Source organism: Knoellia sp. B-D-2, from assembly GCF_057714695.1.
Window position 1 is genome coordinate 402,927 of sequence record NZ_CM173189.1, and the last position, 23,597, is coordinate 426,523.

Annotated in this window: 22 protein-coding genes; 7 read left to right on the forward strand and 15 right to left on the reverse strand. The window is 73.1% G+C overall.

Annotation, left to right across the window (positions count from 1 at the left end; genetic code table 11):
- From gatA to AC3EU2_RS01930, 3 genes are all read right to left on the reverse strand, one after another.
- A complete protein-coding gene (gene gatA / locus AC3EU2_RS01920) occupies positions 1–1,578 on the reverse strand; it encodes an Asp-tRNA(Asn)/Glu-tRNA(Gln) amidotransferase subunit GatA (RefSeq protein ID WP_488178060.1) in 1,578 nt (525 codons plus the stop codon).
- A gap of 88 nt (positions 1,579–1,666) precedes the next feature.
- Complete coding sequence (gatC, locus tag AC3EU2_RS01925) at positions 1,667–1,963, reverse strand: Asp-tRNA(Asn)/Glu-tRNA(Gln) amidotransferase subunit GatC (protein ID WP_488178061.1); 297 nt, start codon at positions 1,961–1,963, stop codon at positions 1,667–1,669.
- A gap of 10 nt (positions 1,964–1,973) precedes the next feature.
- Positions 1,974–2,465 carry a hypothetical protein gene (locus AC3EU2_RS01930; RefSeq protein ID WP_488178062.1) on the reverse strand — a complete coding sequence of 164 codons (492 nt, stop codon included), beginning with the start codon at positions 2,463–2,465 and terminating at the stop codon, positions 1,974–1,976.
- 127 nt (positions 2,466–2,592) lie between these two features.
- On the opposite strand from AC3EU2_RS01930, the gene AC3EU2_RS01935 reads away from it, so the two are divergent.
- A complete protein-coding gene (locus tag AC3EU2_RS01935; protein WP_488178063.1) occupies positions 2,593–3,912 on the forward strand; it encodes a hypothetical protein in 1,320 nt (439 codons plus the stop codon).
- A 30-nt stretch (positions 3,913–3,942) separates the two neighbouring features.
- Here AC3EU2_RS01935 and AC3EU2_RS01940 read toward each other — a convergent pair whose 3' ends face one another.
- Positions 3,943–4,269, reverse strand: coding sequence for a hypothetical protein (locus AC3EU2_RS01940; protein WP_488178064.1), 327 nt, complete (start codon positions 4,267–4,269; stop codon positions 3,943–3,945).
- 66 nt (positions 4,270–4,335) lie between these two features.
- Here AC3EU2_RS01940 and AC3EU2_RS01945 point away from each other — a divergent pair, with 66 nt between their 5' ends.
- The 4 genes from AC3EU2_RS01945 (at position 4,336) to AC3EU2_RS01960 (ending at position 5,793) form a co-directional block, all read left to right on the forward strand.
- Positions 4,336–4,767 (forward strand): hypothetical protein, encoded by a 432-nt coding sequence (locus AC3EU2_RS01945; RefSeq protein ID WP_488178065.1) that lies wholly within the window; start codon positions 4,336–4,338, stop codon positions 4,765–4,767.
- Between the two features lies 1 nt (position 4,768).
- Positions 4,769–5,203, forward strand: coding sequence for a YbaB/EbfC family nucleoid-associated protein (locus AC3EU2_RS01950; protein ID WP_488178066.1), 435 nt, complete (start codon positions 4,769–4,771; stop codon positions 5,201–5,203).
- A gap of 103 nt (positions 5,204–5,306) precedes the next feature.
- Positions 5,307–5,537 (forward strand): hypothetical protein, encoded by a 231-nt coding sequence (locus AC3EU2_RS01955; RefSeq protein ID WP_488178067.1) that lies wholly within the window; start codon positions 5,307–5,309, stop codon positions 5,535–5,537.
- Positions 5,538–5,622: 85 nt separating this feature from the next.
- On the forward strand, positions 5,623–5,793 hold the full coding sequence (locus AC3EU2_RS01960; RefSeq protein WP_488178068.1) for a hypothetical protein: 171 nt from the start codon (positions 5,623–5,625) through the stop codon (positions 5,791–5,793).
- 35 nt (positions 5,794–5,828) lie between these two features.
- Here the strand turns inward: AC3EU2_RS01960 and ligA are convergent, their stop codons facing one another.
- The 7 genes from ligA to AC3EU2_RS01995 all read right to left on the reverse strand — a co-directional run bounded on the left by ligA (position 5,829) and on the right by AC3EU2_RS01995 (position 16,606).
- Positions 5,829–7,982 (reverse strand): NAD-dependent DNA ligase LigA, encoded by a 2,154-nt coding sequence (gene ligA / locus AC3EU2_RS01965; RefSeq protein ID WP_488179422.1) that lies wholly within the window; start codon positions 7,980–7,982, stop codon positions 5,829–5,831.
- A gap of 89 nt (positions 7,983–8,071) precedes the next feature.
- Positions 8,072–9,421: a nucleotide disphospho-sugar-binding domain-containing protein gene (locus tag AC3EU2_RS01970; RefSeq protein WP_488178069.1), complete on the reverse strand. Its 1,350-nt coding sequence runs from the start codon at positions 9,419–9,421 to the stop codon at positions 8,072–8,074.
- Complete coding sequence (locus AC3EU2_RS01975) at positions 9,396–11,285, reverse strand: glycosyltransferase (RefSeq protein WP_488178070.1); 1,890 nt, start codon at positions 11,283–11,285, stop codon at positions 9,396–9,398. The genes AC3EU2_RS01970 and AC3EU2_RS01975 overlap by 26 nt, the downstream gene beginning before the upstream one ends.
- 33 nt (positions 11,286–11,318) lie before the next feature.
- A complete protein-coding gene (gene xdhC, locus AC3EU2_RS01980; RefSeq protein WP_488178071.1) occupies positions 11,319–12,182 on the reverse strand; it encodes a xanthine dehydrogenase accessory protein XdhC in 864 nt (287 codons plus the stop codon).
- A 3-nt stretch (positions 12,183–12,185) separates the two neighbouring features.
- Positions 12,186–14,627, reverse strand: coding sequence for a xanthine dehydrogenase molybdopterin binding subunit (gene xdhB, locus AC3EU2_RS01985; RefSeq protein WP_488178072.1), 2,442 nt, complete (start codon positions 14,625–14,627; stop codon positions 12,186–12,188).
- Positions 14,624–16,111, reverse strand: coding sequence for a xanthine dehydrogenase small subunit (locus AC3EU2_RS01990; protein WP_488179424.1), 1,488 nt, complete (start codon positions 16,109–16,111; stop codon positions 14,624–14,626). The genes xdhB and AC3EU2_RS01990 overlap by 4 nt, the downstream gene beginning before the upstream one ends.
- A 30-nt stretch (positions 16,112–16,141) precedes the next feature.
- On the reverse strand, positions 16,142–16,606 hold the full coding sequence (locus AC3EU2_RS01995; protein WP_488178073.1) for a mycothiol transferase: 465 nt from the start codon (positions 16,604–16,606) through the stop codon (positions 16,142–16,144).
- 92 nt (positions 16,607–16,698) lie between these two features.
- Between AC3EU2_RS01995 and AC3EU2_RS02000 the strand changes: the two genes are divergently transcribed.
- Complete coding sequence (locus AC3EU2_RS02000; RefSeq protein ID WP_488178074.1) at positions 16,699–18,222, forward strand: long-chain-fatty-acid--CoA ligase; 1,524 nt, start codon at positions 16,699–16,701, stop codon at positions 18,220–18,222.
- Between the two features lie 49 nt (positions 18,223–18,271).
- On the opposite strand, the gene AC3EU2_RS02005 is transcribed toward AC3EU2_RS02000, so the two are convergent.
- Genes AC3EU2_RS02005 through AC3EU2_RS02015 form a run of 3 tightly spaced genes read right to left on the reverse strand, consistent with a single transcriptional unit; the run spans position 18,272 to position 20,918 of the window.
- Positions 18,272–19,279, reverse strand: a complete 1,008-nt coding sequence (locus tag AC3EU2_RS02005; RefSeq protein WP_488178075.1) for a DMT family transporter — start codon at positions 19,277–19,279, stop codon at positions 18,272–18,274.
- A complete protein-coding gene (locus tag AC3EU2_RS02010; RefSeq protein ID WP_488178076.1) occupies positions 19,279–20,280 on the reverse strand; it encodes a uroporphyrinogen decarboxylase/cobalamine-independent methonine synthase family protein in 1,002 nt (333 codons plus the stop codon). Before AC3EU2_RS02010 ends, AC3EU2_RS02005 begins: the two co-directional genes overlap by 1 nt.
- Positions 20,277–20,918, reverse strand: a complete 642-nt coding sequence (locus AC3EU2_RS02015) for a pyridoxamine 5'-phosphate oxidase family protein (protein ID WP_488178077.1) — start codon at positions 20,916–20,918, stop codon at positions 20,277–20,279. Before AC3EU2_RS02015 ends, AC3EU2_RS02010 begins: the two co-directional genes overlap by 4 nt.
- A 77-nt stretch (positions 20,919–20,995) precedes the next feature.
- Between AC3EU2_RS02015 and pdxR the strand changes: the two genes are divergently transcribed.
- Complete coding sequence (gene pdxR, locus AC3EU2_RS02020) at positions 20,996–22,417, forward strand: MocR-like pyridoxine biosynthesis transcription factor PdxR (RefSeq protein WP_488178078.1); 1,422 nt, start codon at positions 20,996–20,998, stop codon at positions 22,415–22,417.
- A gap of 178 nt (positions 22,418–22,595) precedes the next feature.
- Here pdxR and AC3EU2_RS02025 read toward each other — a convergent pair whose 3' ends face one another.
- Positions 22,596–23,570, reverse strand: a complete 975-nt coding sequence (locus AC3EU2_RS02025) for a pirin family protein (protein ID WP_488178079.1) — start codon at positions 23,568–23,570, stop codon at positions 22,596–22,598.
- Between the last annotated feature and the right edge of the window lie 27 nt (positions 23,571–23,597).

Sequence of the window (23,597 nt, forward strand, 5' to 3'; positions counted from 1 at the left end):
TCAGGCATCCTTCTTGGCAACGTCAGCGGTAGTGGTCGCTCTAGCAGCCGTTGACGCTGACGCAACGGTGAGCTGGGCGAGGTCGGGGGCACGGTCGAGCAGCGGCCCGCCCCACGAGGACAGGAGGCGCTGCTCGAGAGCCGCGCCCACGGCATACAGGCGTTCGTCGGCGGCGGCCGGCGCGAGGATCTGGAAGCCGGCCGGCAGCCCGTCCTCGTCGGCGAGCCCGCTCGGCAGCGACATGCCCGGCACCCCGGCGAGGTTGGCGGGGATCGTCGCGATGTCGTTGAGGTACATGGCCATCGGGTCGTCGAGCTTGTCTCCGAACCGGAAGGCGGTCGTGGGAGCCGTCGGCGACACGAGCACGTCGGCGGTCTCGAACGCGCGGGTGAAGTCGTCGGCGATGAGCCGCCGCACCTTCTGCGCCGAGCCGTAGTAGGCGTCGTAGTAGCCCGAGGACAGGGCGTAGGTGCCGAGGATGATCCGGCGCTTGACCTCGTCGCCGAAGCCCGCGTCGCGCGTCGCCGCCATGACCTGCTCGGCGCTCGGGTCGTCGATGCCCTCCGGCAGGACGCGCAGGCCGTAGCGCATGGCGTCGAACTTGGCGAGGTTGCTCGACGCCTCCGACGGCAGGATGAGGTAGTACGCCGCGAGCGCCGCGGTGAAGCTCGGGCAGGAGACCTCGACGACCTCGGCCCCGGCGTCGACGAGGTGCTGGACCGACTCGTCGAAACGGGCCTGGACGCCGGCCTGGAAGCCCTCGCCGGTGAGCTCGCGCACGATGCCGATCCGCATGCCCGAGACGTCGGCACGGCGGGCGGCCTCGACGACGGCCGGGACCGGCGCGTCGATCGAGGTGGAGTCCATCGGGTCGTGGCCGCCGATGACCTCGTGCAGCAGCGCCGCGTCGAGGACGGTGCGCGTGCACGGGCCGGCCTGGTCGAGGGACGACGCGAGCGCGACGAGGCCGTAGCGGGAGACGCCCCCGTACGTCGGCTTGGTCCCGACCGTGCCGGTGACCGCGGCCGGCTGGCGGATCGAGCCACCGGTGTCGGTGCCGATCGCCAGCGGCGCCTGGAACGAGGCGACGACGGCGCTGGAGCCACCGCCGGAGCCACCGGGGATCCGGTCGAGGTCCCACGGGTTGCGCGTGGGGCCGTACGCCGAGTGCTCGGTCGAGGACCCCATGGCGAACTCGTCCATGTTGGTCTTGCCGAGGATCGGCATCCCGGCCGCGCGCAGCCGGCTCACGACGGTCGCGTCGTAGGGCGGGATCCACCCCTCGAGGATCCTGCTGCCGCAGGTCGTCGGCATGCCCCTCGTCGCCATGACGTCCTTGACGGCGATCGGGACCCCCGCGAGCCGGTGCAGGTCCTCGCCACGGCCGCGCCGCTCGTCGACGTCGCGGGCGCTGGCGAGCGCGCCGTCTCGGTCGACGTGGAGGTAGGCGTGGACGTCGCCGTCGACCGCCTCGGTCCGGTCGAGCAGCGCCGTGGTCAGCTCGACCGACGACGTCTCCCCCCGGGAGAGGAGGGCGACGAGGTCGGCGGCGCTGGCGCGGGTCAGGTCGGTGGTCACATCGGTCCTTGCGTGGTCGCTGCGGGAGGGCGTGGTGCTGCAAAGGCGGTCGTATGCCGGGAGCTCACCTCACGGCATACGTCGCGTCTCAGTCCTCATCGAGGATGCGCGGGACGGAGAAGCGCTGGTGCTCGGACTCGGGCGCCGCCGCGAGCGCGTCCTCCGGCGCGAGGCTGGGGCGGATGACGTCGGGACGCGTGACGTTGACGATGGGCATCGGGTGGCTCATCGGCTCGACACCCTCGATCGGTGACTGCTGGACGGTCGCGACCGACTCGAGGATGACCCCGAGCTCGCCGACCATCTTGTCGAGCTCGGCGTCGGAGAGGTCGATGCGGGCGAGACCGGCGAGGTGGGCCACGTCGTCGCGGGTGAGGTCAGCCATGGGTCGCAGTCTATGGCCCGGCGTCGGCGAGGACCTGAGCGGTCTGCTCGTCCGCGACGATCTCCGGACGCACCCTCGACCAGTGGCGCAGCACGGCGAGCGCGGACTCCCAGTCCGCCTCCTGGCGGGTCACCCGCGCGACGAGCCCGGCGCCCGAGGCGCTCACCTCGAAGCGTTCGGGGCGGTGGGCGGCGTTGACGGGTCCGCCCTGCGGCACCCAGCGCACGCGGTCGAGGTCCGCCAGGGCGTGCCGCCCACGACCGAAGGGAGCGTCCACACCCCCGGCGTCCAGCACCGTGCGGTAGGTGAGGAGGACCCGGACGGCCAAGGGGATGGTCACGAGCAGGACCGTGACGACGACCCAGCCGACACTCGCGCCGACGGCGCCGAGTCCCGAGTCCCGCACCGGGGCCTGCCAGTCCCCCTCCCGGATCGCGAGGAGCACGGGCGACAGGGCTGCGAGCCACGCGGCCAGGAGGAGCGGCGGCCCGAGCCATCGCATCCACCGCGGTGGACGAACGGCGACGGGGACGGGGAGTCCTCCCCATTGAGAGGTGGGCACCACGCAAGTATGGTCCGACCGACGGGGGACCGCGGAGAGGCCGGGGGCCAGAGGAGAGCACGCACACATGACATTCCAGGTGGACACCGGACAGATCCGGCAGCACGCCAACGCGGTGGGGGGCATCCAGTCCAACCTGCGCGCGATGAGCGACGCCGGGTACCCGGACAGCGAGGCGTACGGCGAGCTGCTCAAGCTGCTCGGCCTGCCCACGGCCGTCTCCGGCTCGGTCGACTCGGTCTGGCAGGCGATCTCGGCGACCCACACCGGCACCGGTCAGGTCGAGAACGGCCTGGACCACATGGCCGACCGCTACGACGCCGACGACGACATGGCCGCGTTCCTGCTGAAGCCGACGATCCCCGTCGCCGGACCGGGTGGCGGCTCCGGAGGGGGCGGAGGAGGCGGGGCCAGCATCGGTCCGAGCTTTGCCGCGTCGCCGTCCGAGCGCAGCATCCTCGCGGGGGCGGGGATCCTCGACAGCGGCTCGTCGACGATCACCGCACTGTGCCAAGGGAACTGGGTCGACGCTGCCCTCTCCGGGGTGTCCACGGTGCTCGACGCCGCGGCCACGGTGGCCGACCCGCTCGGCTCGCTGCTCGCCGCGGGCATCGGCTGGGCCATCGACCACCTCAACCCCATCAAGGACTGGTTCGACGACGTCACGGGCAACCCCGAGGCCGTCGCCGCCAAGGGCGAGAGCTGGGGCAACATCGCCGCCGGGATGGAACCCCTCGCCGAGTCGTGGCAGTCCTCGCTCGACGGCCTCATCGGGTGGATGTCGGGTGACGCGATCTCGTCCTACAAGGCGCAGGCCGATGCGCGCATCGAGACCCTGCGCCAGCTCAAGGGCAGCAGCGAGAGCGCCCAGGAGGCCATGGTCGTCGTCGGGGCCATCGTCTCCTTCGTGCACAGTTTCCTGCGCGACGTCCTCTCCTCGCTCGTCGGCGCGATCCTCAGCTGGGTGGCGCAGACCGTGCTCTCGCTCGGCACGCTCATCCCCTGGGTGGTCGCGCAGATCGGGACCCGCATCGCCTCCGTCGTCGGCAAGTGCTCGCGCTACATCTCCGCGCTGACGACGTCGGGCACCAAGCTCGCCAGCCTGCTCAAGGCGCTCAAGGGGTTCGGCGACGACATCCTGCGCTTCCTCGACGGGATCACCCCCAACCCGAACCTCTACCAGCCGCTCCATTCGGGCGGCCCGGGCGCTCCGACGCCGATCGGACCCTGGCGGCCACCGCAGGGGTGGACCCCACCGAACCCGAGCCACGCCCAGAGTCCGCTCGACGGCCTGGGTGACATCCCGGGGGACCTGCCGTGGCGCGACTCCGTCGTCAACGCGGGGACCCAGTCGGGCCAGAGCTCGACCCAGGACCCCGACGACTGACCGACGCGGCGGCTCAGGTCCTCGAGGTCCTCAGGTCGTGAGGATGTGGGTGAGGTTGCTGATCGGCCTGACGGCGAGGGCGACGACGACCGCGAGCCAGATGACGTAGCGGACCAGGAGTCCGGTCGTCGTCCGCCGCTCCGGGGTGGGCGCACGGAAGACCGCGAACCACCGGTTCTGGGCCATGAACGTGTAGCCGCCACCGGGCTTCTGCTCGAACGGGAGCCACGCGTTGCCGGCTCCGGCCGCGCGCACGCAGTGGTACGCGAACGGGATGGCGAACAGCGCCCAGACCACACCGAACAACGCCAGGGAGACGAAGTAGATGCCGTTCGAGCCACCGGGGGCCGGTGCCATGGGTCAACCTCATTCGTCGGGACGGCGGGCGGCGGCCATCGGCCGCACGGATGTCAGGATGATGCCATGAGCGGCACCGACGACGTCGAACGAGAGATCCTCGCCCGGGTCGAGGCCCAGACCCGCGAGGCCGAGCAGCGCCCGGCCCGCGTCGGCGCTTGGCGCGACGAGGTGCTCGGCACGCGAGGACGGGGAACCTCCGCTGCCGGGCGCGTCGTCGCCGAGGTGGACCTGCAGGGGGTCCTCACGGGGCTCGCCGTCAGCGACGTCGTCGCCCAGCGCGGCGGCCGTGAGGCGGCCCGGGCGATCCTGGCCGCCGTCACCGCCGCCCACGAGGACGTGCGGAGCCGGGTGGCGCAGTCCTCGGCCCAGATGTGGGGCGCCGACTCGGCGACGACGGGGGCCCTCAACGCCGAGGTCGTCGCCGACAACCCGCTGCTGCACGACCCGGACGACGCGCCCCCGACGACCCCCGAGCGCCCGGAAGGGACGTGGTGACATGAGCACCCTGGACCCGCACCTCTTCGAGGACACCCCCCTGGCCGCCGGGGACCTCCAACGCCTCATGGCCCAGGCGCAGGCGGCCTTCCGGTGGCGCGCGACGATCGACCGGCTCACCGGGCAGGCCGACCTCGACGGTGTCCGCGTGAGCGTGACCGGCGGTGGCGCCGTCGCGGACCTCGCCATCACCGATGCCGCGTGCGCGGACGGCGGCGAGGCCCTCGGCGTTCTCGTCATCGCCGCGGTGCACGCCGCCCACGAGGACCTCGCAGGCAAGATCAGGTCCTCCAGCGCCGCAACGTTCGGGGAGGACTCCGACCAGGCGGCGACGGTGGCCCACGGGACGCAGCAGCGCTTCGGCCGCCCGGCCGGGCTCATCGAGACCGACTTCGGCGACTCCGTGAATTGGGGCCATGGCCCTCCGCGGCGCTGAGCGGACCACCTCACAGGCAGGGCACAGTCGCTCCACCGAGGCGGGACACCCCCCACCGGCTCACTGGGTGAACCACCACAGGTTCACACCCAGGAGTCCACTCATGTCCCCCCTGCTCATCGGCATCGACCTCGTCGCCATCAGCCTGCTCGTCTTCGGTCTCTTCCTCCCTCGCCACCGTCGGCGTGACCTCGTCGTCAGCGGCGGGACCACGACGGTCGCCGGTCTCGCGGGTAACGGCAACGGGTCGCTGGACAGCAACGGCGCGATCTCCGTCACGGGAGGGACGCTCGTCGCCGCCGGGAGTGGCGGGATGGCCGAGGCCCCTGACTGACGCCGACTCGGGCCAGAGCTTCGTCCAGGCGACGGTGCAGGTCACTGCCGGCGACACCGTGACCGTCCGCTCCGGGGACTCTGTGGTGGCGACCTACGCCGCGGTCAAGGACGCCGAGAACATCGTCGTCAGCACCGGTGACATCACGGCCGGCGACAGCTACGACGTCTGGGTCGGTGACACCAGGGCGACGACCGTCACCGCCGGGGTGGCCACGGGAGGCGGCATGGGCGGCGGCATGGGCCCGCGCCGCTGACCCCCTTCCCCGCCGTCGGCCTCCCGCGTGCCGGGTCAGCCGTCGTCGCTCGCGTCGTCGAGCGCGTCGTCACTCGCCTCGCCGGGGGCGACGCCGGTCTCGAGCAGGGTGGCGAACCCGGCCTCGTCGAGGATGGTGAGCCCGAGCTCGCGGGCCTTGTCCTCCTTGGACCCCGCTCCGGGCCCGACGACGACGTAGTCGGTCTTCTTGGAGACCGACCCGGAGGCCTTGCCGCCCCTGGCGAGGATCGCCTCCTTCGCCTCGTCGCGGCTGAAGCCCTCGAGGGACCCGGTCACGACGACGGTGAGGCCGGCCAGGGTCTGCTCGACGGACGCGTCCCGCTCGTCCTCCATGACGACGCCGTCGGCGGCCCAGCGGTCGACGATGTCGGTGTGCCACTCGTGGCCCTCGCGGTCGAACCAGTCGCGGACGGACTCGGCGATGACGCCGCCCACGCCCTCGACGCCGGACAGCTCCTCGACGCTCGCGGCCCGGATCGCCGCCATCGACCCGAAGTGCTGGGCGAGGGCACGGGCCGCCGTCGGCCCGACGTGCCGGATCGAGAGGGCGACGAGGACCCGCCAGAGCGGCTTGCTCTTGGCCGACTCGAGGTTGGCGACGAGCTTGGCGCCGTTGGCGGACAGGACCCTGCCGTCGACGACCGACTCGGGAGGGTCGGTCTTCTTCGCCGCGCGGGTGTAGAGCGGGACCCGGGCGATGTCGGCGTCGGTGAGACCGAAGAGCGTCGACTCGTCGGCCAGCACGCCGGACTCGAGCAGCGCGACGGCACCCTCCCACCCGAGGGCCTCGATGTCGAAGGCCCCGCGACCCGCGAGGCCGGACAGCCGCTCGGCGAGCTGCGACGGGCAGGAGCGCGAGTTGGGGCATCGGATGTCCTTGTCGCCCTCCCTCGCGGGCGCCAGCGTCGTGCCGCAGGACGGGCACTCGGTGGGCATGACGAAGGCGCGCTCGGTGCCGTCACGCAGGTCCACCACCGGCCCGAGGATCTCGGGGATGACGTCGCCCGCCTTGCGCAGCACGACGGTGTCACCGATGAGCACCCCCTTGCGCACCACCTCGGTCGCGTTGTGCAGCGTGGCCCGCTCGACGGTGGAGCCGGCGACGACGACGGGCTTCATGACGCCGAAGGGCGTCACCCTGCCGGTGCGACCGACGTTGACCTGGATGTCGACGAGGGTGGTGTTGACCTCCTCGGGCGGGTACTTGAACGCGATGGCCCAGCGGGGGGCGCGGGACGTGGCGCCGAGCTGGCGCTGCACGGAGACCTCGTCGACCTTGACGACGACACCGTCGATCTCGTGCTCGACGTCGTGCCGGTGCTCCCCGGTCGAGACGATGAAGTCGTTGACCTCCTCGATGGTGTCGACGACCCGGAAATGGGTCGAGACGGGCAGACCCCAGGCCTGCATCGCGGCATACGCCTCGCTCTGTCGGGTGAGGGCGAAGCCCTCGCGCTTGCCGAGGCCGTGCACGAGCATGCGCAGCTCCCGGGTCGCGGTGACGCGAGGGTCCTTCTGTCGCAACGATCCTGCCGCCGTGTTGCGCGGGTTTGCGTAGGGGGGCTTGCCGGCCTCAACGAGCTGCGCGTTGAGCTCGCCGAAGGCCTCGATCGGGAAGTAGACCTCCCCGCGCACCTCGACGAGGTCGGGCACCGGGTGGCTCTTGGTTCCCTTGAGCACGGTCGGTATGCCGCGCACCGTCCTCACGTTGAGGGTCACGTCCTCGCCCGTGCGGCCGTCACCGCGGGTGAGCGCCCTGGTGAGGCGGCCCTTCTCGTAGAGCAGGTTGATGGCGAGGCCGTCGATCTTGAGCTCGCACAGGTAGTGGAAGGTCGAGCCCGCGTCACGCGTCACGCGCGCGTTCCACTCCACCATCTCCTCGGGCGAGAACGCGTTGTCGAGGCTGAGCATCCGCTCGAGGTGATCGACGGACTCGAAGTCGGTCGAGAAGACCGCACCGCCCACGCTCTGGGTCGGGCTCTCGGGGGTGCGCAGCGAGGGCCACTCGTCCTCGAGCGCGTTGAGGCGCTTCATCAGCGCGTCGTACTCGCCGTCGCTGATCGTCGGCGCGTCCTTGACGTGGTAGGCGAACTGGTGGGTGGTCGCCTGCTCGGCGAGGTCGGCCCACTCGTGACGGACCTCCTCGGGGGCCGGCCCACCCTCGGTCATCGGCTCGCTCTCGCTCACCCGTTCATCCTGCCGCACGCCACCGACACGGTGGCCCCCGGTGATCCACGCGGCGCGGGGATCGACCGCGGTCAGGGGGCGCGCACGGAGCCCGGCTGCGGCGGCACGGCGGACGCGTCGTCCTCGGCGCGCAGCGCCGCGCGGGCACGCTCGGCCCCCGGGGTGCGCGTGAGGTCCTCGGACAGCCGGTCGAGGCAGTGCGACGCCTCCGGTGCGAGCGCGAGCAGACGGACGGCCGCGGCCCGGAGCTCCTCCGCCGGGGCGGAGTTGGGGTCGAGGGCCTCCCCCAGGCCTGCCGTCTCGAGCGCCGCGGCGCCGGCGAACTGGTCGGTCGACAACGGCAGGAGCAGCAGGGGGACGCCCGCGGTCAGCGCCTCCGTGACGCTGTTGTTGCCCCCGTGGGAGACCGCCAGCACGGCGTGGCTAAGCAGCGTGACCTGCGGGAGCTCGGCGCGGACCAGCCAGGACGGCGGGATCGGGCCCAGCGCGTCGGGGTCCGTGGACCCGGCGGCCAGGGCCACGCGGACGTCCAGGCCGCGCAGCGCCTCGGCGACCCGGGCCAGCACGTCGGAGCGCACGGAGAGGAAGCTGCCGAGGCTGACGTAGACGACCGACGCTCCCCCGCGGGCCAGCCAGGCGTCCACCTCCGCGTCGGCTTGCTCGGTGCGGACCGCGGAGCCGAGGAAGGCGTGGCGGCCCAGCAGCGCGGTCCGCTCGGCCGGGTGGAGCTCTCCGGGATAGTTGAGCAGCAGGGTGTCGCCCGTCTCGGCGAAGGCGTCCTCGCTGGCCGGTGCCGCCGGGTCGAGGAGGGCCATCACGTCGTTCCACTGCTCGGTGAACACGTCGCGTACGCCCTCGCACTGGCGCCGCAGGTCGGCGAGCGAGTCGCGGCCCGGCTGCAGTCGCCGGGGCCAGGCCGGGGGGTAGCCGTAGACCTCGTCGCCCACGGTCAGTGCCGAGGGGTGGCCCAGGACCACGTCGGCGTGACGCACGCCCGTCCCCGTCAGCCCCAGCCGGGCGCTGAAGGCGAGGTGGTCGACGATGACGTGGTCGGGTCGCACCCGCTCCACGACACGGTGCACCTCGCGCGCGACCCGCAGGGGCTCCCACAGCAGGTCGTCCCCGCGGGCCGCCGCCTGGAACGCGAGGGTGGGGACCGCCCCGAGGCGGGTGGCCGCGAAGAACCCACGCAGCGCGTCGTCCTCCCCGCGAGGCTGGTCCGAGGCGCGGATCACCCCGGGGTTGGACCCTCTCCCGAGCTGGAGGTGCTCCCTCTCGAAACCGAACCGGCGGACGATGGTGTCCGTCGCGGGGCCGGTGGCGACGACGACCCGTTCACCGGCGTCGGCCCAGGCGGCGCCCAGCGTGGCGAGCGGGAGCAGGTGGGAGGCGTAGTCAGGACTGATGACGAGCAGCGTCACGGGAAACCTCCGAGTAGATCGCGGCGAGGGACGAGGCCATGGTGGCGACGCCGAACTCCTCGGCCACCCGGTTCCGGACGTGGTCGGCGCGCCCCGCCGCGCCAGGAGCGGCAGCCAGCTCCAACGCGGAGACCACCGCACCCGCGAGGGCGGTCGGTGAGGTCGTGTCGACGAGCAGGCCGGTCACCCCCTGCTCGACATACGTTGCCGGCCCGCCCTCCCGCGGGGTGACGACGACGAGTCCCGAGGCCATCGCCTCGAGGATGGCGATGCCGAACTCCTCCTTGAGGCTGGCGGAGACGTACACCCCACCCGGTGCACTGAGCCCGGGCCGTCCCAGCCTCACCGCCGCCAGCCACGTGGCGACCACACCGTTCGGGCGGTGACCGGCCAGCAGCAGGCCTCGGTCGGCCGCGTCGACGCGGGCGACCCACGCGCAGATGCGGGTGAGCTCCTCCGCCTCGTCGGTGGTCGGGTCGTCCAGGTCGCCGCCGACGACGAGCAGGTTGCAGCCCTGGACGGCCGCGGGGTCGGACGCCCACGCCTCGACGAGGGAGGCCATGCCCTTGACCCGGTGAAGCCGCCCGACCGTGATCGCGAGGGGCAGGTGCCGTCGTTCCGGGGGGAGGGTCTCGAGCAGCGTGTCCAGCTCGGCGAGTGCCTGGCCCGTGGCTTCCGGGACGGCATCGCCCCGAGCGGCGTCCGCCACCTCCCGGGCCGCGCGGTCCAGCGGGGCGAGGTCGATGCCCTCGGGGACGACCGTGAGCGACCGGTCGCCCGCGTCCGGGTCGAGGTGGAGGAGCTCGCGCAGGTCCCGGTCCAGCCGTGGCCGGGGGAAGGCGACGAGGTGGGCCGCCTGGTCCGCGAGGTCGCGCAGGAGTCGTACCCGGAAGACGAGGTGCTCCGCCTGGTCCGCCGCGCCGAAGGTGGCGCGGGTGAGCGTGCCGGAGGCCTCGCGCGCGGCGATGAGCGCGTGCGGGTCCGGAGCGAGGGTCAGCACCGTCGGGATGCCCAGCTCGTGGGCCACCTCGGAGGCCGCCCACGACCCCACGTCCGCCATCCGCAGGTGCAGGACGTCGACCGGTGCCGCGGCGGCGAGCGCGCGCCGGAGACCGCGCCGGATTCCGACCCGCAGGGGCCAGGTGTCGGCGGAGGGCCGCGCCGGTCCCGGCAGGGGGACACCGAGGTAGTGGTGACCGGGGGCCGTGGCGTCGTCGGGGCTCCGCTCCCCCTGCTGGTGGCTGCGGGACAGCGTCAGCACCCGCGAGACCCCGGGCTCGGCGACGAGGGCGTCCCCGAGGTGGACGAGCAGGGTCGCGATCCCGCCCGTGTCGCCCTTGCCGGCGTTGCGCAGGCTCCCGTCGATGTCGGCGTGGAGGAACAGCTGGGCGACCGTCAGGCCGTCCCGGTCGGACTCGGACCGACGCGGGCGAGGAGGGTTCGCGACGACGTCGTCCTCGACGAGGCCCCACGTCTCGAGCGTGGCCTCGGCGAGCATCCCGACGAAACCACCCTCCTCCATCGCCACACGCAGCGGGGCGACGGCCGCCGCCAGCGGCGTGGAGAGGCGCAGTGCCCATGCGGCGTGCTCTCGCAGGAAGGGCACCCGGGAGGTCAGCAGCGGCACCACGAGCGCCTCCGCCATGGCCGGTCCCCCGGCTGCCGCTGCGTGCACCGCCGCGATCGCCGTCAGCTGGTCGGTGTCGTCGTCGATGGCGTCGCGAAGCGTCGCCGTCGCCGCGTCGCCGTCGTCGCGCACGGAGGCCACGAGCGGGTCGATGAAGTCGATCGCCGCCAGGAAGGAGGGTGCGGTCCGGACCGCGTCGAGCATCCCCATCGTCGGCGTGGCGAGAGTGTGGTTCACCCTCCCATGGTACGACCAAACCCTGTACAAACCCTAGACGTCGGCGGGGCTTCTCCCGTCGGCCGGGCTCTCGCCGACCCGCGAGGGTCCCGGTGACGCGGCCGCGAACCGGATGAGCAGGTCGGCGGCCACGCCCACGGCGATCGTCGCCGGTTCCTTGCCGGCGAGCTGCGGGAGCCCGATCGGGGTGGTGACCCGCGCGACGTCGCTCTGGGCGAGGCCTCCCTCGGTGAGGAGCCGGCGCCGCAGCCGCGCCCACTTGGCGCTGGAACCGATGAGGCCGACGGAGCCGAGACCCGCGGTGCGCAGGGCCGCGTCGAGGATGGCCGCGTCCTCGGCGTGGTCGTGCGTCATGACGAGCACGTGCGTGCCAGGGGGAAGCTCCCCGAGGACGAGCTCGGGCAGGACCGGGACGGAGTGCGGGTGAACCCGCGCATCGGCGTCGGCCAGCGGTGCCAGCATCTCCGGACCCAGCGCCTCGGGACGGCTGTCGACGAGGTGCAGGTCGAGGTCGTGACGGGCGAGGATGCGGGCCAGCTCGTGGCCGACGTGGCCCATGCCGAAGATGGCGACGACGGGTGCCACCGGGAGCGGCTCGAGGAGCACGCTGACCTCCCCTCCGCAGCACTGCATCCCGTGCTGGAACGGCGCCTTGTCGGACAGGGACGACATGAACGTCTCCGGGACCGTCCGGCCCTCGTCGAGCAACTGCCGGGCGCGGTCGACGGCGGCGGCCTCGAGGTTGCCCCCTCCGATCGTGTCCCACGTCCGCGTCCGACCCACGACCATCTTGGCGCCCGCCTCGCGAGGTGCGTGGCCCCGCACCGACGTCAGGGTCACGAGCACACCCGGTTGGCCGTCCGTGCGCAGCCACTCGACGGCTCGCAACCAGCGCACGGCTCAGGCCTCCGACAGGTGCTGCAGGGCGGACTCGGACTCCGGGTGCCGGGTGGGCGCCGCCGGGTCGGCCTCCGGCGGGGTGGGTCCGGGTCCGGCCTCGACCTCGGGGTCGTGCCCGGCCCGGGCCTCCTGCAGCGCCCAGTAGACGGCCTCGGGTGTCGCCGGGCTCGCCAGGTCGACGCTGGTGCCCTCGGGCCCGAAGGCCGCACAGGCCTGACGCAGCGCCTCGCGCACCGCGAAGGCCAGCATGAGCGGCGGTTCGCCGACCGCCTTGGACCCGTAGACGGCGCCCTCCTCGTGGGCGCGCTCGAGCAGCGTGACGTTGAGCACCGGCGGCATCTCGGAGAAGCTCGGCAGCTTGTACGTGCTGGCGGACGACGTGGCCAGGCGGCCACGATGCTCACCGTCGCCGGTGTCCCAGCGCAGGTCCTCCAGGGTGAGCCAGCCGGCACCCTGGACATAGGCGCCCTCGATCTGGCCGACGTCGACGAGCGGCGAGAGGCTGTCGCCGACGTCGTGCACGATGTCGACGCGCAGGGTGCGGTGGGCACCGGTGAACCCGTCGACCTCGACCTCCGTCGCCGCGACCCCGTGCGCGAAGTACTTGAACGGGCTCCCCCGCATCACCGTGGAGTTCCAGTGCAGCCCCTCGGTCCGGTAGTAGCCCGCCGCGAAGAGCTTGGTGCGGGCGAAGTAGGCCGAGTGGACGAGGTCCGCCCAGGGCAGCGTGTGCTCGGTCCCGAGGCCGGAGACCACCCCGCCCGCGAAGCGCACGTCCGGGGCGGGCACCCCCAGCCGCTGCGCAGCCACGTGGGCGAGTCGCTCACGGATCTGTTCGCACGCGTCCTTGACCGCCCCGCCGTTGAGGTCGGCGCCCGACGACGCCGCGGTCGCCGAGGTGTTGGGGACCTTGTCGGTGCGGGTCGGTGCGAGCCGGACCGTCTCCAGCGGGACGCCCAGCGTCGTCGCCGCGACCTGCAGCATCTTGGTGTGCAGCCCCTGTCCCATCTCGGTTCCGCCGTGGTTGACGAGGACGGACCCGTCCTTGTAGACGTGGACGAGCGCACCGGCCTGGTTGAAGGCGGTGAGGTTGAAGGAGATCCCGAACTTCACCGGCGTCACGGCGAGCGCCCGCTTGGTGTGCTCGTGGGCGGCGTTGAACTCGACGATCTCGGCCCGGCGCCGGGCGAGGTCCCCACCCTCGGCCACCTGGTCCCAGGCGCGGTGGACGCGCTCGGCCTGGGTGATCACCTGCCCGTACGGCGTGGTCTGGCCGTCCTCGTAGAAGTTGCGGCGACGGAGCTCGTGCGGCTCGATGCCGAGCAGGGGCGCGCACCGGCCGAGGACGTCCTCGATGACGAGCATCCCCTGCGGGCCGCCGAAGCCACGGAAGGCGGTCTGCGACGTCTTGTGGGTGCGGGCGACCCTGCCGGTGACGCGGACGTCGGGGATCCAGTAGTTGTTGTCGACGTGGCACAGGGCCCGGGCGAGCACCGGTTCGGAGAGGTCCAGGCTCCAGCCGCCGTCGGAGGTCAGGGTGGCCTCGAGGGCCTGCAGCAGGCCCGCGTCGTCGAAGCCGACGCGCCACCGCGCATGAAACCCGTGGCGCTTGCCGGACATGGTGAGGTCCTGGGTGCGGTTGAGCCGCAGCCGGACCGGTCGCCCGGTGAGCGTGGCTCCGAGGGCCGCGACCGCGGCATACCCGTGCGGCTGCATCTCCTTGCCACCGAAGCCGCCGCCCATGCGCAGGCACTGGACGGTGACCTCGTGGTTGCGCAGCCCCAGGACGTGGGCCACGATCTCCTGGGTCTCGGTCGGGTGCTGGGTGCTGCTCTGCACGAAGAGGCGACCATCGTCCTCGACGATCGCCAGGGCGGCGTGCGTCTCCAGGTAGAAGTGCTCCTGCCCGGCGAGCTCGAGCTCACCGTGGAAGACGTGGGACGACCGCGCGAGCGCCGCCTCCGCATCCCCCCGCTGGACCGTGGGCTGCGCCCCCTGGAAGCTCTCCGCCGCGATCGCCTCGGCCAGCGTGATGATCGACGGGAGCGGCTCGTAGTCGACCTCGACGGCGAGCGCCCCCCTCCGTGCGGCCTCCAGGCTCTCGCCGAGCACCCAGCAGACCGCGTGACCGTGGAAGCAGACCTCACTCGGGAAGAGCGGCTCATCGTGCTTGACGCCCGCGTCGTTGATGCCCGGGACGTCCTCGGCCGTGAGCACCCGAACGACACCCGGCACGGCGTATGCCGGCTGCACCCGGAGCCCGGTCACGCGGGCTCGCGCTTGGGACGCCTGCACCGGCCACGCGTGCAGCACGTCCTTCGTGCGCGGGTGCAGGTCGTCGGTGTAGAGCGCCCGGCCGGTGACGTGCAGCGCCGCCGACTCGTGGCGCACGGTCTGCCCGACGACGACGGCGGCGGCGGGACGCTCGGACAGCCGGCTCACGGCGCGACCTGCGAGGTGGTGCCCTGCTCGGCGTGCAGCCTGTGGAGCGACTGGCCGAGCATGGCGCTGCGGTAGCGGTCGCTGGCCCGGTGGTCCGACAGCGGTGTGCCCTCTGTCGCAAGGACGCTCGCGGCTGCGGTCACGGTCTCGGGCGTCCAGGGATGTCCCTCGAGCGCTGCCTCGGTGCGCAGAGCGCGGATCGGCGTTGCCGCGACGCCGCCGAGGCCGATCCTCGCCCTGGTCACGGTGCCGTCGAGGACGTCGAGGGCGAAGGCGACGGCGACGCTCGAGATGTCGTCGAAGCGCCGCTTGGCGACCTTGTGGAAGGCGACGAGCGCGGAGAGGGGCAGGGGGACCCGGACCTCGCGGATGAGCTCGCCGGGTTGCCGGACGCTCTCGCGGTAGCCGGTGAAGTAGTCCGCCAGCGGCACGACGCGCTCGCCGCCCGGGCCGGACAGCACGAGCGAGGCGTCGAGTGCCAGCAGCGCCGGCGCGCAGTCGCCGATCGGCGACGCGGTGCCCAGGTTGCCGCCGAGCGTGGCGCCGTTGCGGATGAGGGGGGAGGCGAACTGGGGGAACAGCCGCGCGAGGAGCGGCACCCGCCCGCCGAGACCCCGCTCGATCTCGGTGAGGGTGAGGGCGGCGCCGATCCGGACCTCGTCGTCGGTGACCCGGAGGTCCCGCAGCTCGGGCAGCCGGTCGACGGCGACGAGCAGCGGGGGTCGGGACCCCTTGAGGTTGAGGTCCACACCGACGTCGGTGGAGCCGGACAGGAGCACCGCGTCGGGGTGGTCGGCGAGCAGCTGCACCGTCTCCGCGAGGGTGGACGGGCGCACGAACTCGGCACTGTCGGCCACGAGCCGGGTGGACCGTGCCGGGGTCGGCCCGGAGTGGCGCCGCTTCGCGAAGGGGTCGGACTCGTCCGGCAGGCCGAGGGCGTAGGCCGCGTCGCGGATGGGCCGGTACCCCGTGCACCGGCACAGGTTGCCCGACAGCGCGGCCAGGTCGAACCCGTTCGGACCGTGCTCGTGGTCGGCGGTGACGTCCGGCTCGGACGCGTGCTCCGGTCCGGCGCCGGTGCGGCCGGCCCGGTAGAATTCCGCCGCCATCGAGCAGACGAAGCCCGGCGTGCAGTACCCGCACTGCGACCCGCCTCGGTCGGCGAGCTCCTGCTGCACGGGGTGCAGCCGGTCGAGGGTGCCGAGCCCTTCGACCGTGACGACCTCCTGACCGTCGAGCGCGGCGACGGGCACGAGGCAGGAGTTCACGGCGACCCACTCGGTCGCCGTCCCGTCGGTGCCGGGCCGGGCCACCATGACGGCGCAGGCGCCGCACTCCCCCTCGGCGCAGCCCTCCTTGCTGCCGGTGAGACCCCGGTCGCGCAGCCAGTCGAGCGTCGTCGTGTGAGGGGTGGCGGAGTCCCCGAGGGGCACGCTCACCCCGTTGACGGTCAGGAAGGCCGTCGTGGTCCCCGCGGGCGACATCCTCGTCATGATCGTCGATCCTAGAGCGGATCAGTCCTGTCGCGGGGTGGCGAGGAGGACGTCGCGGGTGACCTCGAGCTGGCCGAGGTGCTGGACGAGCTCCTGGTGGACGTGCATGAGCACCTCGCCCTGCGTGGCGTACCCGTCGTCGCGCCCGGCCGGCGGGTTGGCGGGCGGCGCGTCGACGACCGCCGCGAGGGCGTCCTCGTGCAGCCGGACGCGGCCGGAGTCCAGCAGCGCGAGCGCCGCGTCGACGGTCCCGGTCGCCGTGAACTCCGCGTCCCGGTCACGAGGGACGACGATCCCACGGTTGACCGTGCGGCCCCACCGGCCCATGACGCCGACGACGTGCGAGACGAGGGCGAACGCCGAGTTGGACCCCTCGACGGCCAGGACCGTCGCGTTGACGAGGGGGTCGCCGAGCTGACGCACGATGCCGGCATACGCATCGAGGGCCTCGTCGCAGAAGGTGAGGTAGGAGTCGATGGTGAGCACGCACAGGAGTCTTTCAGGCTGACCGCCCCCCACGGAGCCGTCCCACGGACCAGAATGGCGGCGACCCCGCCACGGCAAAGGAGCCAGTCACCATGGGCAGCGCAGAGTCCAACCTCGCCTCGAACCTCGTCCGCACCGCCACGTCGATGCCGGACCGACCAGCGCTCAAGGTGGGCGGGCAGGACATCACCTACCAGCAGCTCCACGGCATGGCGGCCAGGCTCGCCGGAGCCCTGCGCGCCAACGGGATCGAGCCGGGTGACCGCGTCGCGCTCATCCTCCCCAACGTCCCCGCGTTCCCCGTCGCGTTCTTCGGGACGCTGCTCGCGGGCGGCGTCGTCGTCCCGATGAACCCGCTGCTCAAGGCCGGGGAGATCGACTTCTTCTTCACCAACTCGGGCGCCAAGGTGGCCTTCGTCTGGCCCGACTTCGTCGCCGAGGCCACCAAGGGCGCCGAGAGCTCGGGGACCAGGATCATCGAGTGCGGACCGCTGGGCCCGGTCGAGGGCGCGCTGGACACCGGAGAGCCGCTCCCTGAACCGTTGTGGGAGCCCGCCGAGCGCGAGGGCGACGACACCGCGATCATCCTCTACACCTCGGGAACGACCGGCCGCCCCAAGGGCGCCGAGCTCACCCACGACAACGTCAACCTCAACGCGAAGCGCTGCGCCGAGGACATCCAGGAGGTCACCCCGGACGACGTCATCATGGGCTGCCTCCCGCTCTTCCACGTCTTCGGCCTGGTCGTCGGGCTCAACGCCGCCGTGCGGGTCGGGGCCTCGCTCGCGCTCATCCCCCGCTTCGACCCGGCCGCCGCGATCAAGGTCATCGGCGACGAGAAGGTGACGATCATGCAGGGGGTGCCGACGATGTATGCCGCGATCCTCAACCACCCGGACGCCGACAGCCTCGACGCGTCCTCGCTGCGCACCTGCGCCTCCGGTGGGTCGGCCATGCCGCTCGAGGTGATGAAGGCGTTCGAGGAGAAGTTCGGGTGCGTCATCCTCGAGGGCTACGGCCTCTCCGAGACCTCGCCCGTCGCGTCCTTCAACATGCCCACCCGCGAGCGCAAGCCGGGCACCATCGGTCTGGCCATCCCCGGCTGCGAGATGCGCGTCATCGACGAGGACGGCAAGGAGGTCCCGGACGGCACCGTCGGTGAGATCGCCATCCGCGGCGACAACGTCATGAAGGGCTACTGGGACAACCCGGAGGCGACGGCCGAGGCCATTCCCGACGGGTGGTTCCGCACCGGCGACATGGCCACGCGCGACGAGGAGGGCTACTACACGATCGTCGACCGCAAGAAGGACATGATCCTGCGTGGCGGCATGAACGTGTACCCGCGCGAGGTCGAGGAGGTCATCTACCAGCACCCCGACGTCCTCGAGGTCGCCGTCGTGGCCGTCCCCGACGAGCTCTACGGCGAGCAGGTGGGCGCCGGCGTGGCGCTGCGCGAGGGGTCGACGGCCACGGCCGAGGACATCATCGCGTTCACCAAGGAGCGCATCGCCGCCTACAAGTGCCCCCGCAGCGTGTGGCTGCTCGACGAGCTCCCCAAGGGCCCGACCGGCAAGATCCTGCGCCGCGAGGTGCGACCCCCGGCAGCGGGCTGACGCCGGTCGGCCGGGCGCGGGTCCGCCCGGAACGCACCGGGTGTCGGGGTCAGGCGCGAGGGACTGCCGGCGCCGCCTCGGGTGCGGGTGTGGCCACCCGCCGCGCCGGGGCGTTGATCACGGCGGCCGCGGCGAGGACGATGACGAAGCCGACGACCTCGAACAGGCCGAGAGCCTCCCCGAGGACGAGGACGCCGAGGAGCACCGAGACGATCGGGATGAGGTAGGTGATCGTCGAGCCGATGATCGGCCCCGCGCCACGGACGACGTCGAACTGGAGGATGTAGGCCGCACCGGTCCCGACCACCCCGAGCGCGAGGATGCACAGCAGCGGCAGCCAGACCCAGCCGCCACCGGCGCTCCCGGCCTCGATCTGCGAGGTCCCGAGCCGAGCCCGGTCGTAGGCCCAGATCGAGGCGAGCCCGCCGGGCTGGACCGCGCCCCACACGAGGGTCACCGGGACCATGAGCACGGTTCCCATGAGCAGGGTCGCCGCGGGCTGGCTCAGCCCGCCGAGGTCGGCGCGGGCGAGGAAGCGCCGGTTGTAGGTCCACCCGACGCCGTAGCAGGCACCGCCGAGCAGGGCCATCCCGAAGCCCGCGAGGTCGGGCCGGGCGCTCGTCCACGGCTGCATGATCGTCACGACGCCGACGAACCCGACGACCACGGCCACGACCTTCGAGCGGGTCGCGCGGGCCCCGGGCAGGAACGCCATCGTCGCGAGCACCGTGGCGATGGGCGTGGTCGCGTTGCCGATGCCGGCGAGCGCGGAGCTCACCCTGGTCTCGGACAGCGCGAACAGAGTGAACGGGATGGTGCCGAGCAGCAGCCCGGTGACGACGAGGTGCCCCCACACCCAACGCTCGCGCGGCAGCGACCCGCCGCGCAGGAACAGCAGGGCGAGGATGGTCACGGCTCCGGTGACCAGCCGCAGTGCGGCGATCTGGACCGCGGACAGCGACTCGAGCCCGACCTTCATGAGCAGGAAGCTCGACCCCCAGATGAAGACGAGGGCGAGGTACTTCGCCTGCCAGGGGATGCGGGGAACGGGTGACATCAGCCCAGCTCCTTCTCCGTCAGCTCGCGCGCGGTGTCGATGGCCACCCGGAGAACGCCGGCGGCCCCCTGCGGTGTGAGCGCCGGCATCCCGCAGGCCGGGGTGACGGTGACGTCGGCGAGCGAGGACACCGGAAGTCCCACCCGGGCGAAGCCGTCGACGACGCGCGCCGCCGCGTCGCGCACCGCGCCGGCGGAGTCCGCGACGGCCGCGACCGGCACGACGCCGGCCCAGAGCCGCACGCCGGACTCGACGGCCGCGGCGATGGACTCCCAGCGTGGCGGCGAGGCCGCGGTGAGGTCGAGGGAGAGCGCGCTCGCGCCGGTGGCGGCGAGCACCTGCACGGGGGCGTCGGGGTGGCAGGAGTGCAGGACGACGTCACCCTCGTGGGCCTCCCGCACCTCCCGTATGCCGCGTGCCACCTCCACGCGGTCCACCGGCCGCACGCGACCGTAGCCGGACGCGGTGGGCAGCTCCCCGCGGAGGACGGCGACGACCGAGGGCTCGTCGAGCTGGACGGTCAGCACCGCGCCGGGGACGAGCCGCTGCACCTCGAGCACGTGGCGGCGGACCCCCTCGGCGAGCGAGGCGACGACGTCACGGCGGGCGCCCTCGTCGGTGAGGGAGCGCTCGCCCCGGTTGAGCTCGATCGACGCGGCGAGGGTCCACGGGCCGGCGACCTGGATCTTGAGCGGGCCGGCATACCCGTCGTAGGCCTCGGCCAGCTCGTCGAGGTCACGGCGCAGGAACGAGCGGGCGCGCGCGAGGTCGCGGCCGGGCCGGTCGGTGAAGCGCCAGCCGGACGGCTGGAGGTCGACGGAGAGGTCGGCGAGCAGCGCCGCGGACCGGCCGATGAGGTCGGCGCCGGGACCGCGGGCCGGCAGCTCCGGGAGGTGCGGCACCCCGAGCCCGTCGGCGTCGCCGAGGAGGTCGCGCACGGCGACGACGGCCTCGCGGGTCGACTCGCCCGGCCAGGATCCGACTCCGGAGACGTGGGTCACCCGAGAACTCTCGCACCCGCGAACTCGCGCACCGACCGCGGCACCTCGGGAGCGGTCGAGGTGGGTGCGGGCTCGGGCGTCAGGGCGACGGTCCGCAGCTCGACGAGACCGTGCCAGGCGTCGGTGGGCTCGGTCGGGGCGCTCGCCGTGCCGGTGCGGGTCTTGACCATGAAGCCACCCTCGGTGATGGGCAGGGCCATGGCCAGGGTCTTGGACTGCTCCTGCCGCGTCATGGGACGGACCTCGGCCGTGCGCCCGGGCAGGATCCGCTCCGAGAGCGCGTCGAGCGCGACGGCCCGGTCCGCGTCCCCGAGCGGCGTGAGGTGGCCGTGCACCACCGCCGACCGGTAGTTCGCGGACGAGTCGAAGGTCGTCGGCCCGACGACGAGCGCGTCGACCGCGATGACGGCCAGGGCCGCCGGCGCACCGGCGGCGACGTGGCGCAGGGCCCCGGCGCCGGTCGAGCCGTGCAGGAGGATGCGGTCCCCGTCGCGGGCGAACAGCATGGGCACCACCCACGGCCTCCCGTCGACGACGGTGCTCAGCGTCCCGGCGAGGACGTCGTCGAGGATGGCGTCGAGGGCGGCGCGCTCGGTGGAGCCGCGCTCCTTGTGTCGGTGCAGGCTGAGGTCGGTCACGGCTCCATGGTGGGGCGCAACTGGATCATCATCGAGATCCACTATGGGCCGATCGTCAGGACCGGTATTCTGGACTGATGCCCCGGGTCCCGCGCGCCGCCAGCCTCCCGCTGCGGCTCGATCCCTCCGACCGTCCGCTGCGGCACCGCATCGCCGACGCGGTTGTCACCGAGCTGCGCGAGGGCCGGTTGCGCCCCGGGGACCCACTCCCCTCGACCCGGGTGCTCGCGACCGCGCTGACGATCTCGCGCGGACCCGTCGTCGCGGCCTACGACGAGCTGTCGGCGGCCGGGTTCATCGAGACGCGGCCGGGGTCGGGCGCGGTGGTCGCGCCGCTCGCCGACCGTGCGGCCCGGGCGGGCGCCCTGTCCTCCGTGGAGCCGATGGAGCCGTGCCCGACCCCACCACGGCGACCCCCGCCGCGCGAGGCCCGCTTCGACCTGCGGCCCGGGCGTCCCGACATCGGCTTCCTCGACCGGGCGGCGTGGCGGCGGGCCTGGCGGGTCGCGGCCTCGGGTGTCCCGACCAACGACCTCAACCAGGCGCCGGACCACAGTCGGCTGCGACACGTCCTCGCCGACCATATCCGCCGCAGCCGCGGGATCGCCGTCGACCCCGACGACCTGATCGTCACGCCCGGGGTGAGCGCCACCCTGCAGGCGCTGCCCACGGCCCTGGGGCTCGTCGGACGGACCGTCGCCCTCGAGGACCCGGGGTACGTCGAGGCGTGGACGGCGTTCTCGGACAGCGGTGTTCGCATCCGAGCCGTCGCCGTGGACGACGACGGCCTCGACCCCGCCCTGCTCGGCCGCACCGACGCCGCGGCGTACGTCACGCCGTCGCACCAGTACCCGCTGGGCGCGCGGATGCCGGTCGCCCGCCGCACCGCCCTCCTCGACTGGGCCCGGCGCGACGGCGGGCTCGTCATCGAGGACGACTACGACGGGGAGTTCCGCTACGACGTCTCCCCCCTGCCGGCGCTCCGGTCGCTCGAGGGCGCCGACGACCACGTCCTCTACATCGGCACGGCCTCGAAGATCCTCGTACCGACCCTGCGCGTTTCGTGGCTGCTCCCACCCCGCCACCTCCGTGAGGCGATCCGGCTCGAGCTCGACCGGCGCAGCCTCCTCGTCAACGAGATGACCGGCGCCGCGGTGGCCGAGTTCATCGCGAGCGGCGCCCTGTCCGCGCACCACGCCCGGGCGGCGCGGACGTATGCCGGCCGCCGCAGCCGTCTCGTGGCCGCCCTCGCTCGCCATCTCCCCGACCACCGGCTCAGCGGGGTCGACGCGGGCCTCCACCTCGTGCTGCTCCTGCCCGACGACGTCGACGACCACGAGGTGTCGATGGCGCTGCTGCGCCGGGGCGTGCTCGTCAACCCGCTCTCGGCCTACTGCGTCGAGGCGACCCGGCGCGGGCTCGTCATCGGCTACGCGGGCCTGCCCGAGACCCACGCCGACGCCGCCGTCCGCGCCCTCGCCCACGTCCTCCTCCCCTAGCGACGCCGCGCTCCCCCGGCACCCGGCATACGCCAGCGTCCGCAACCCTGGTCGAGAACCCGACCACCTCTGCGGACGCAACACACCCGGCATACGCCAGCGTCCGCAACCCTGGTCGAGAACCCGACCACCCCTGCGGACGCAACCACCCGCCCCCGCCCGCCGGGCGGGAGGGCGGTCAGAGGACGTCGTGGCCGGGGTGCGGCTCGGACGGGATGGTGCCTAGGCGGCCGGCCTGGAAGTCCTCGAACGCCTGCACCAGCTCGGCGCGGGTGTTCATGACGAACGGGCCGTAGGCGGCGACCGGCTCGCGGATGGGTCGCCCTCCCATGACGTAGAGGTCGAGGCTGGGGCTGCGGCTCTCCTGGCTGTCGTCGGCACCGACCTCGATGACGTCTCCGGCCCCGAGGACGGCCAGCTGGCCCATGCGCAGTGGCCGGCGTTCGGCGCCCACGGTGCCGCGACCGCTGAGCGCGTAGACGAGCGCGTTGTAGCCCGGGTTCCAGGGCAGCCGGACGCGGGCGCCGGGCGCGACGGTCGCGTGCACGATGCTGATCGGGGTGTGCGTGATGCCCGGGCCCGCGTGGCCGTCGAGGTCGCCGGCGATGACACGGAGGAGCGCGCCGCCGTCCGGGCTCGAGAGCAGCGTGACCTCGCCACCGCGGATGTCCTGGTAGCGCGGCGGCGACATCTTCATCGTCCTCGGCAGGTTGACCCACAGCTGGAGGCCGTGGAAGAGGCCGCCACTGACGACGAGCGACTCCGGCGGGGTCTCGATGTGGAGCAGGCCGGACCCCGCGGTCATCCACTGGGTGTCGCCGTCCGTGATGCGTCCGCCACCCCCGTGCGAGTCACGGTGCACGAAGCTGCCGTCGATGATGTAGGTCACCGTCTCGAAGCCGCGGTGCGGGTGCCACGCGGTGCCCTTGGGCTCGCCCGGTGCGTACTCCACCTCGCCCATCTGGTCCATGTGGATGAACGGGTCGAGGGCCGCGAGGTCGACACCCCCGAACGCACGGCGCACCGGGAAGCCCTCGCCCTCGAAACCCTGCGGCGCCGTGGTCACGCCGAGCACGGGCCGGCTCGGGGCGGTGGCCTCCGGCGCGACGACGCGCGGCAGGGTGAGGATGTTGTCGACGGTCACAGCAGGCATGACGGCTCCTTCGCTCGTGTCCCCGGT

Coding starts and splice junctions, on each gene's coding strand:
- AC3EU2_RS01940 (WP_488178064.1), bottom strand. CDS start 4,269: ATGGCACCGGCCCCCGGTGGCTCGAACGGCATCTACTTCGTCTCCCTG.
- gatC (WP_488178061.1), bottom strand. CDS start 1,963: ATGGCTGACCTCACCCGCGACGACGTGGCCCACCTCGCCGGTCTCGCC.
- AC3EU2_RS01945 (WP_488178065.1), top strand. CDS start 4,336: ATGAGCGGCACCGACGACGTCGAACGAGAGATCCTCGCCCGGGTCGAG.
- AC3EU2_RS02005 (WP_488178075.1), bottom strand. CDS start 19,279: ATGTCACCCGTTCCCCGCATCCCCTGGCAGGCGAAGTACCTCGCCCTC.
- AC3EU2_RS02000 (WP_488178074.1), top strand. CDS start 16,699: ATGGGCAGCGCAGAGTCCAACCTCGCCTCGAACCTCGTCCGCACCGCC.
- AC3EU2_RS01955 (WP_488178067.1), top strand. CDS start 5,307: ATGTCCCCCCTGCTCATCGGCATCGACCTCGTCGCCATCAGCCTGCTC.
- AC3EU2_RS02025 (WP_488178079.1), bottom strand. CDS start 23,570: ATGCCTGCTGTGACCGTCGACAACATCCTCACCCTGCCGCGCGTCGTC.
- AC3EU2_RS01990 (WP_488179424.1), bottom strand. CDS start 16,111: ATGTCGCCCGCGGGGACCACGACGGCCTTCCTGACCGTCAACGGGGTG.
- AC3EU2_RS01950 (WP_488178066.1), top strand. CDS start 4,769: ATGAGCACCCTGGACCCGCACCTCTTCGAGGACACCCCCCTGGCCGCC.
- AC3EU2_RS01935 (WP_488178063.1), top strand. CDS start 2,593: ATGACATTCCAGGTGGACACCGGACAGATCCGGCAGCACGCCAACGCG.
- pdxR (WP_488178078.1), top strand. CDS start 20,996: ATGCCCCGGGTCCCGCGCGCCGCCAGCCTCCCGCTGCGGCTCGATCCC.
- AC3EU2_RS01930 (WP_488178062.1), bottom strand. CDS start 2,465: ATGCGATGGCTCGGGCCGCCGCTCCTCCTGGCCGCGTGGCTCGCAGCC.
- ligA (WP_488179422.1), bottom strand. CDS start 7,982: ATGACCGAGGGTGGGCCGGCCCCCGAGGAGGTCCGTCACGAGTGGGCC.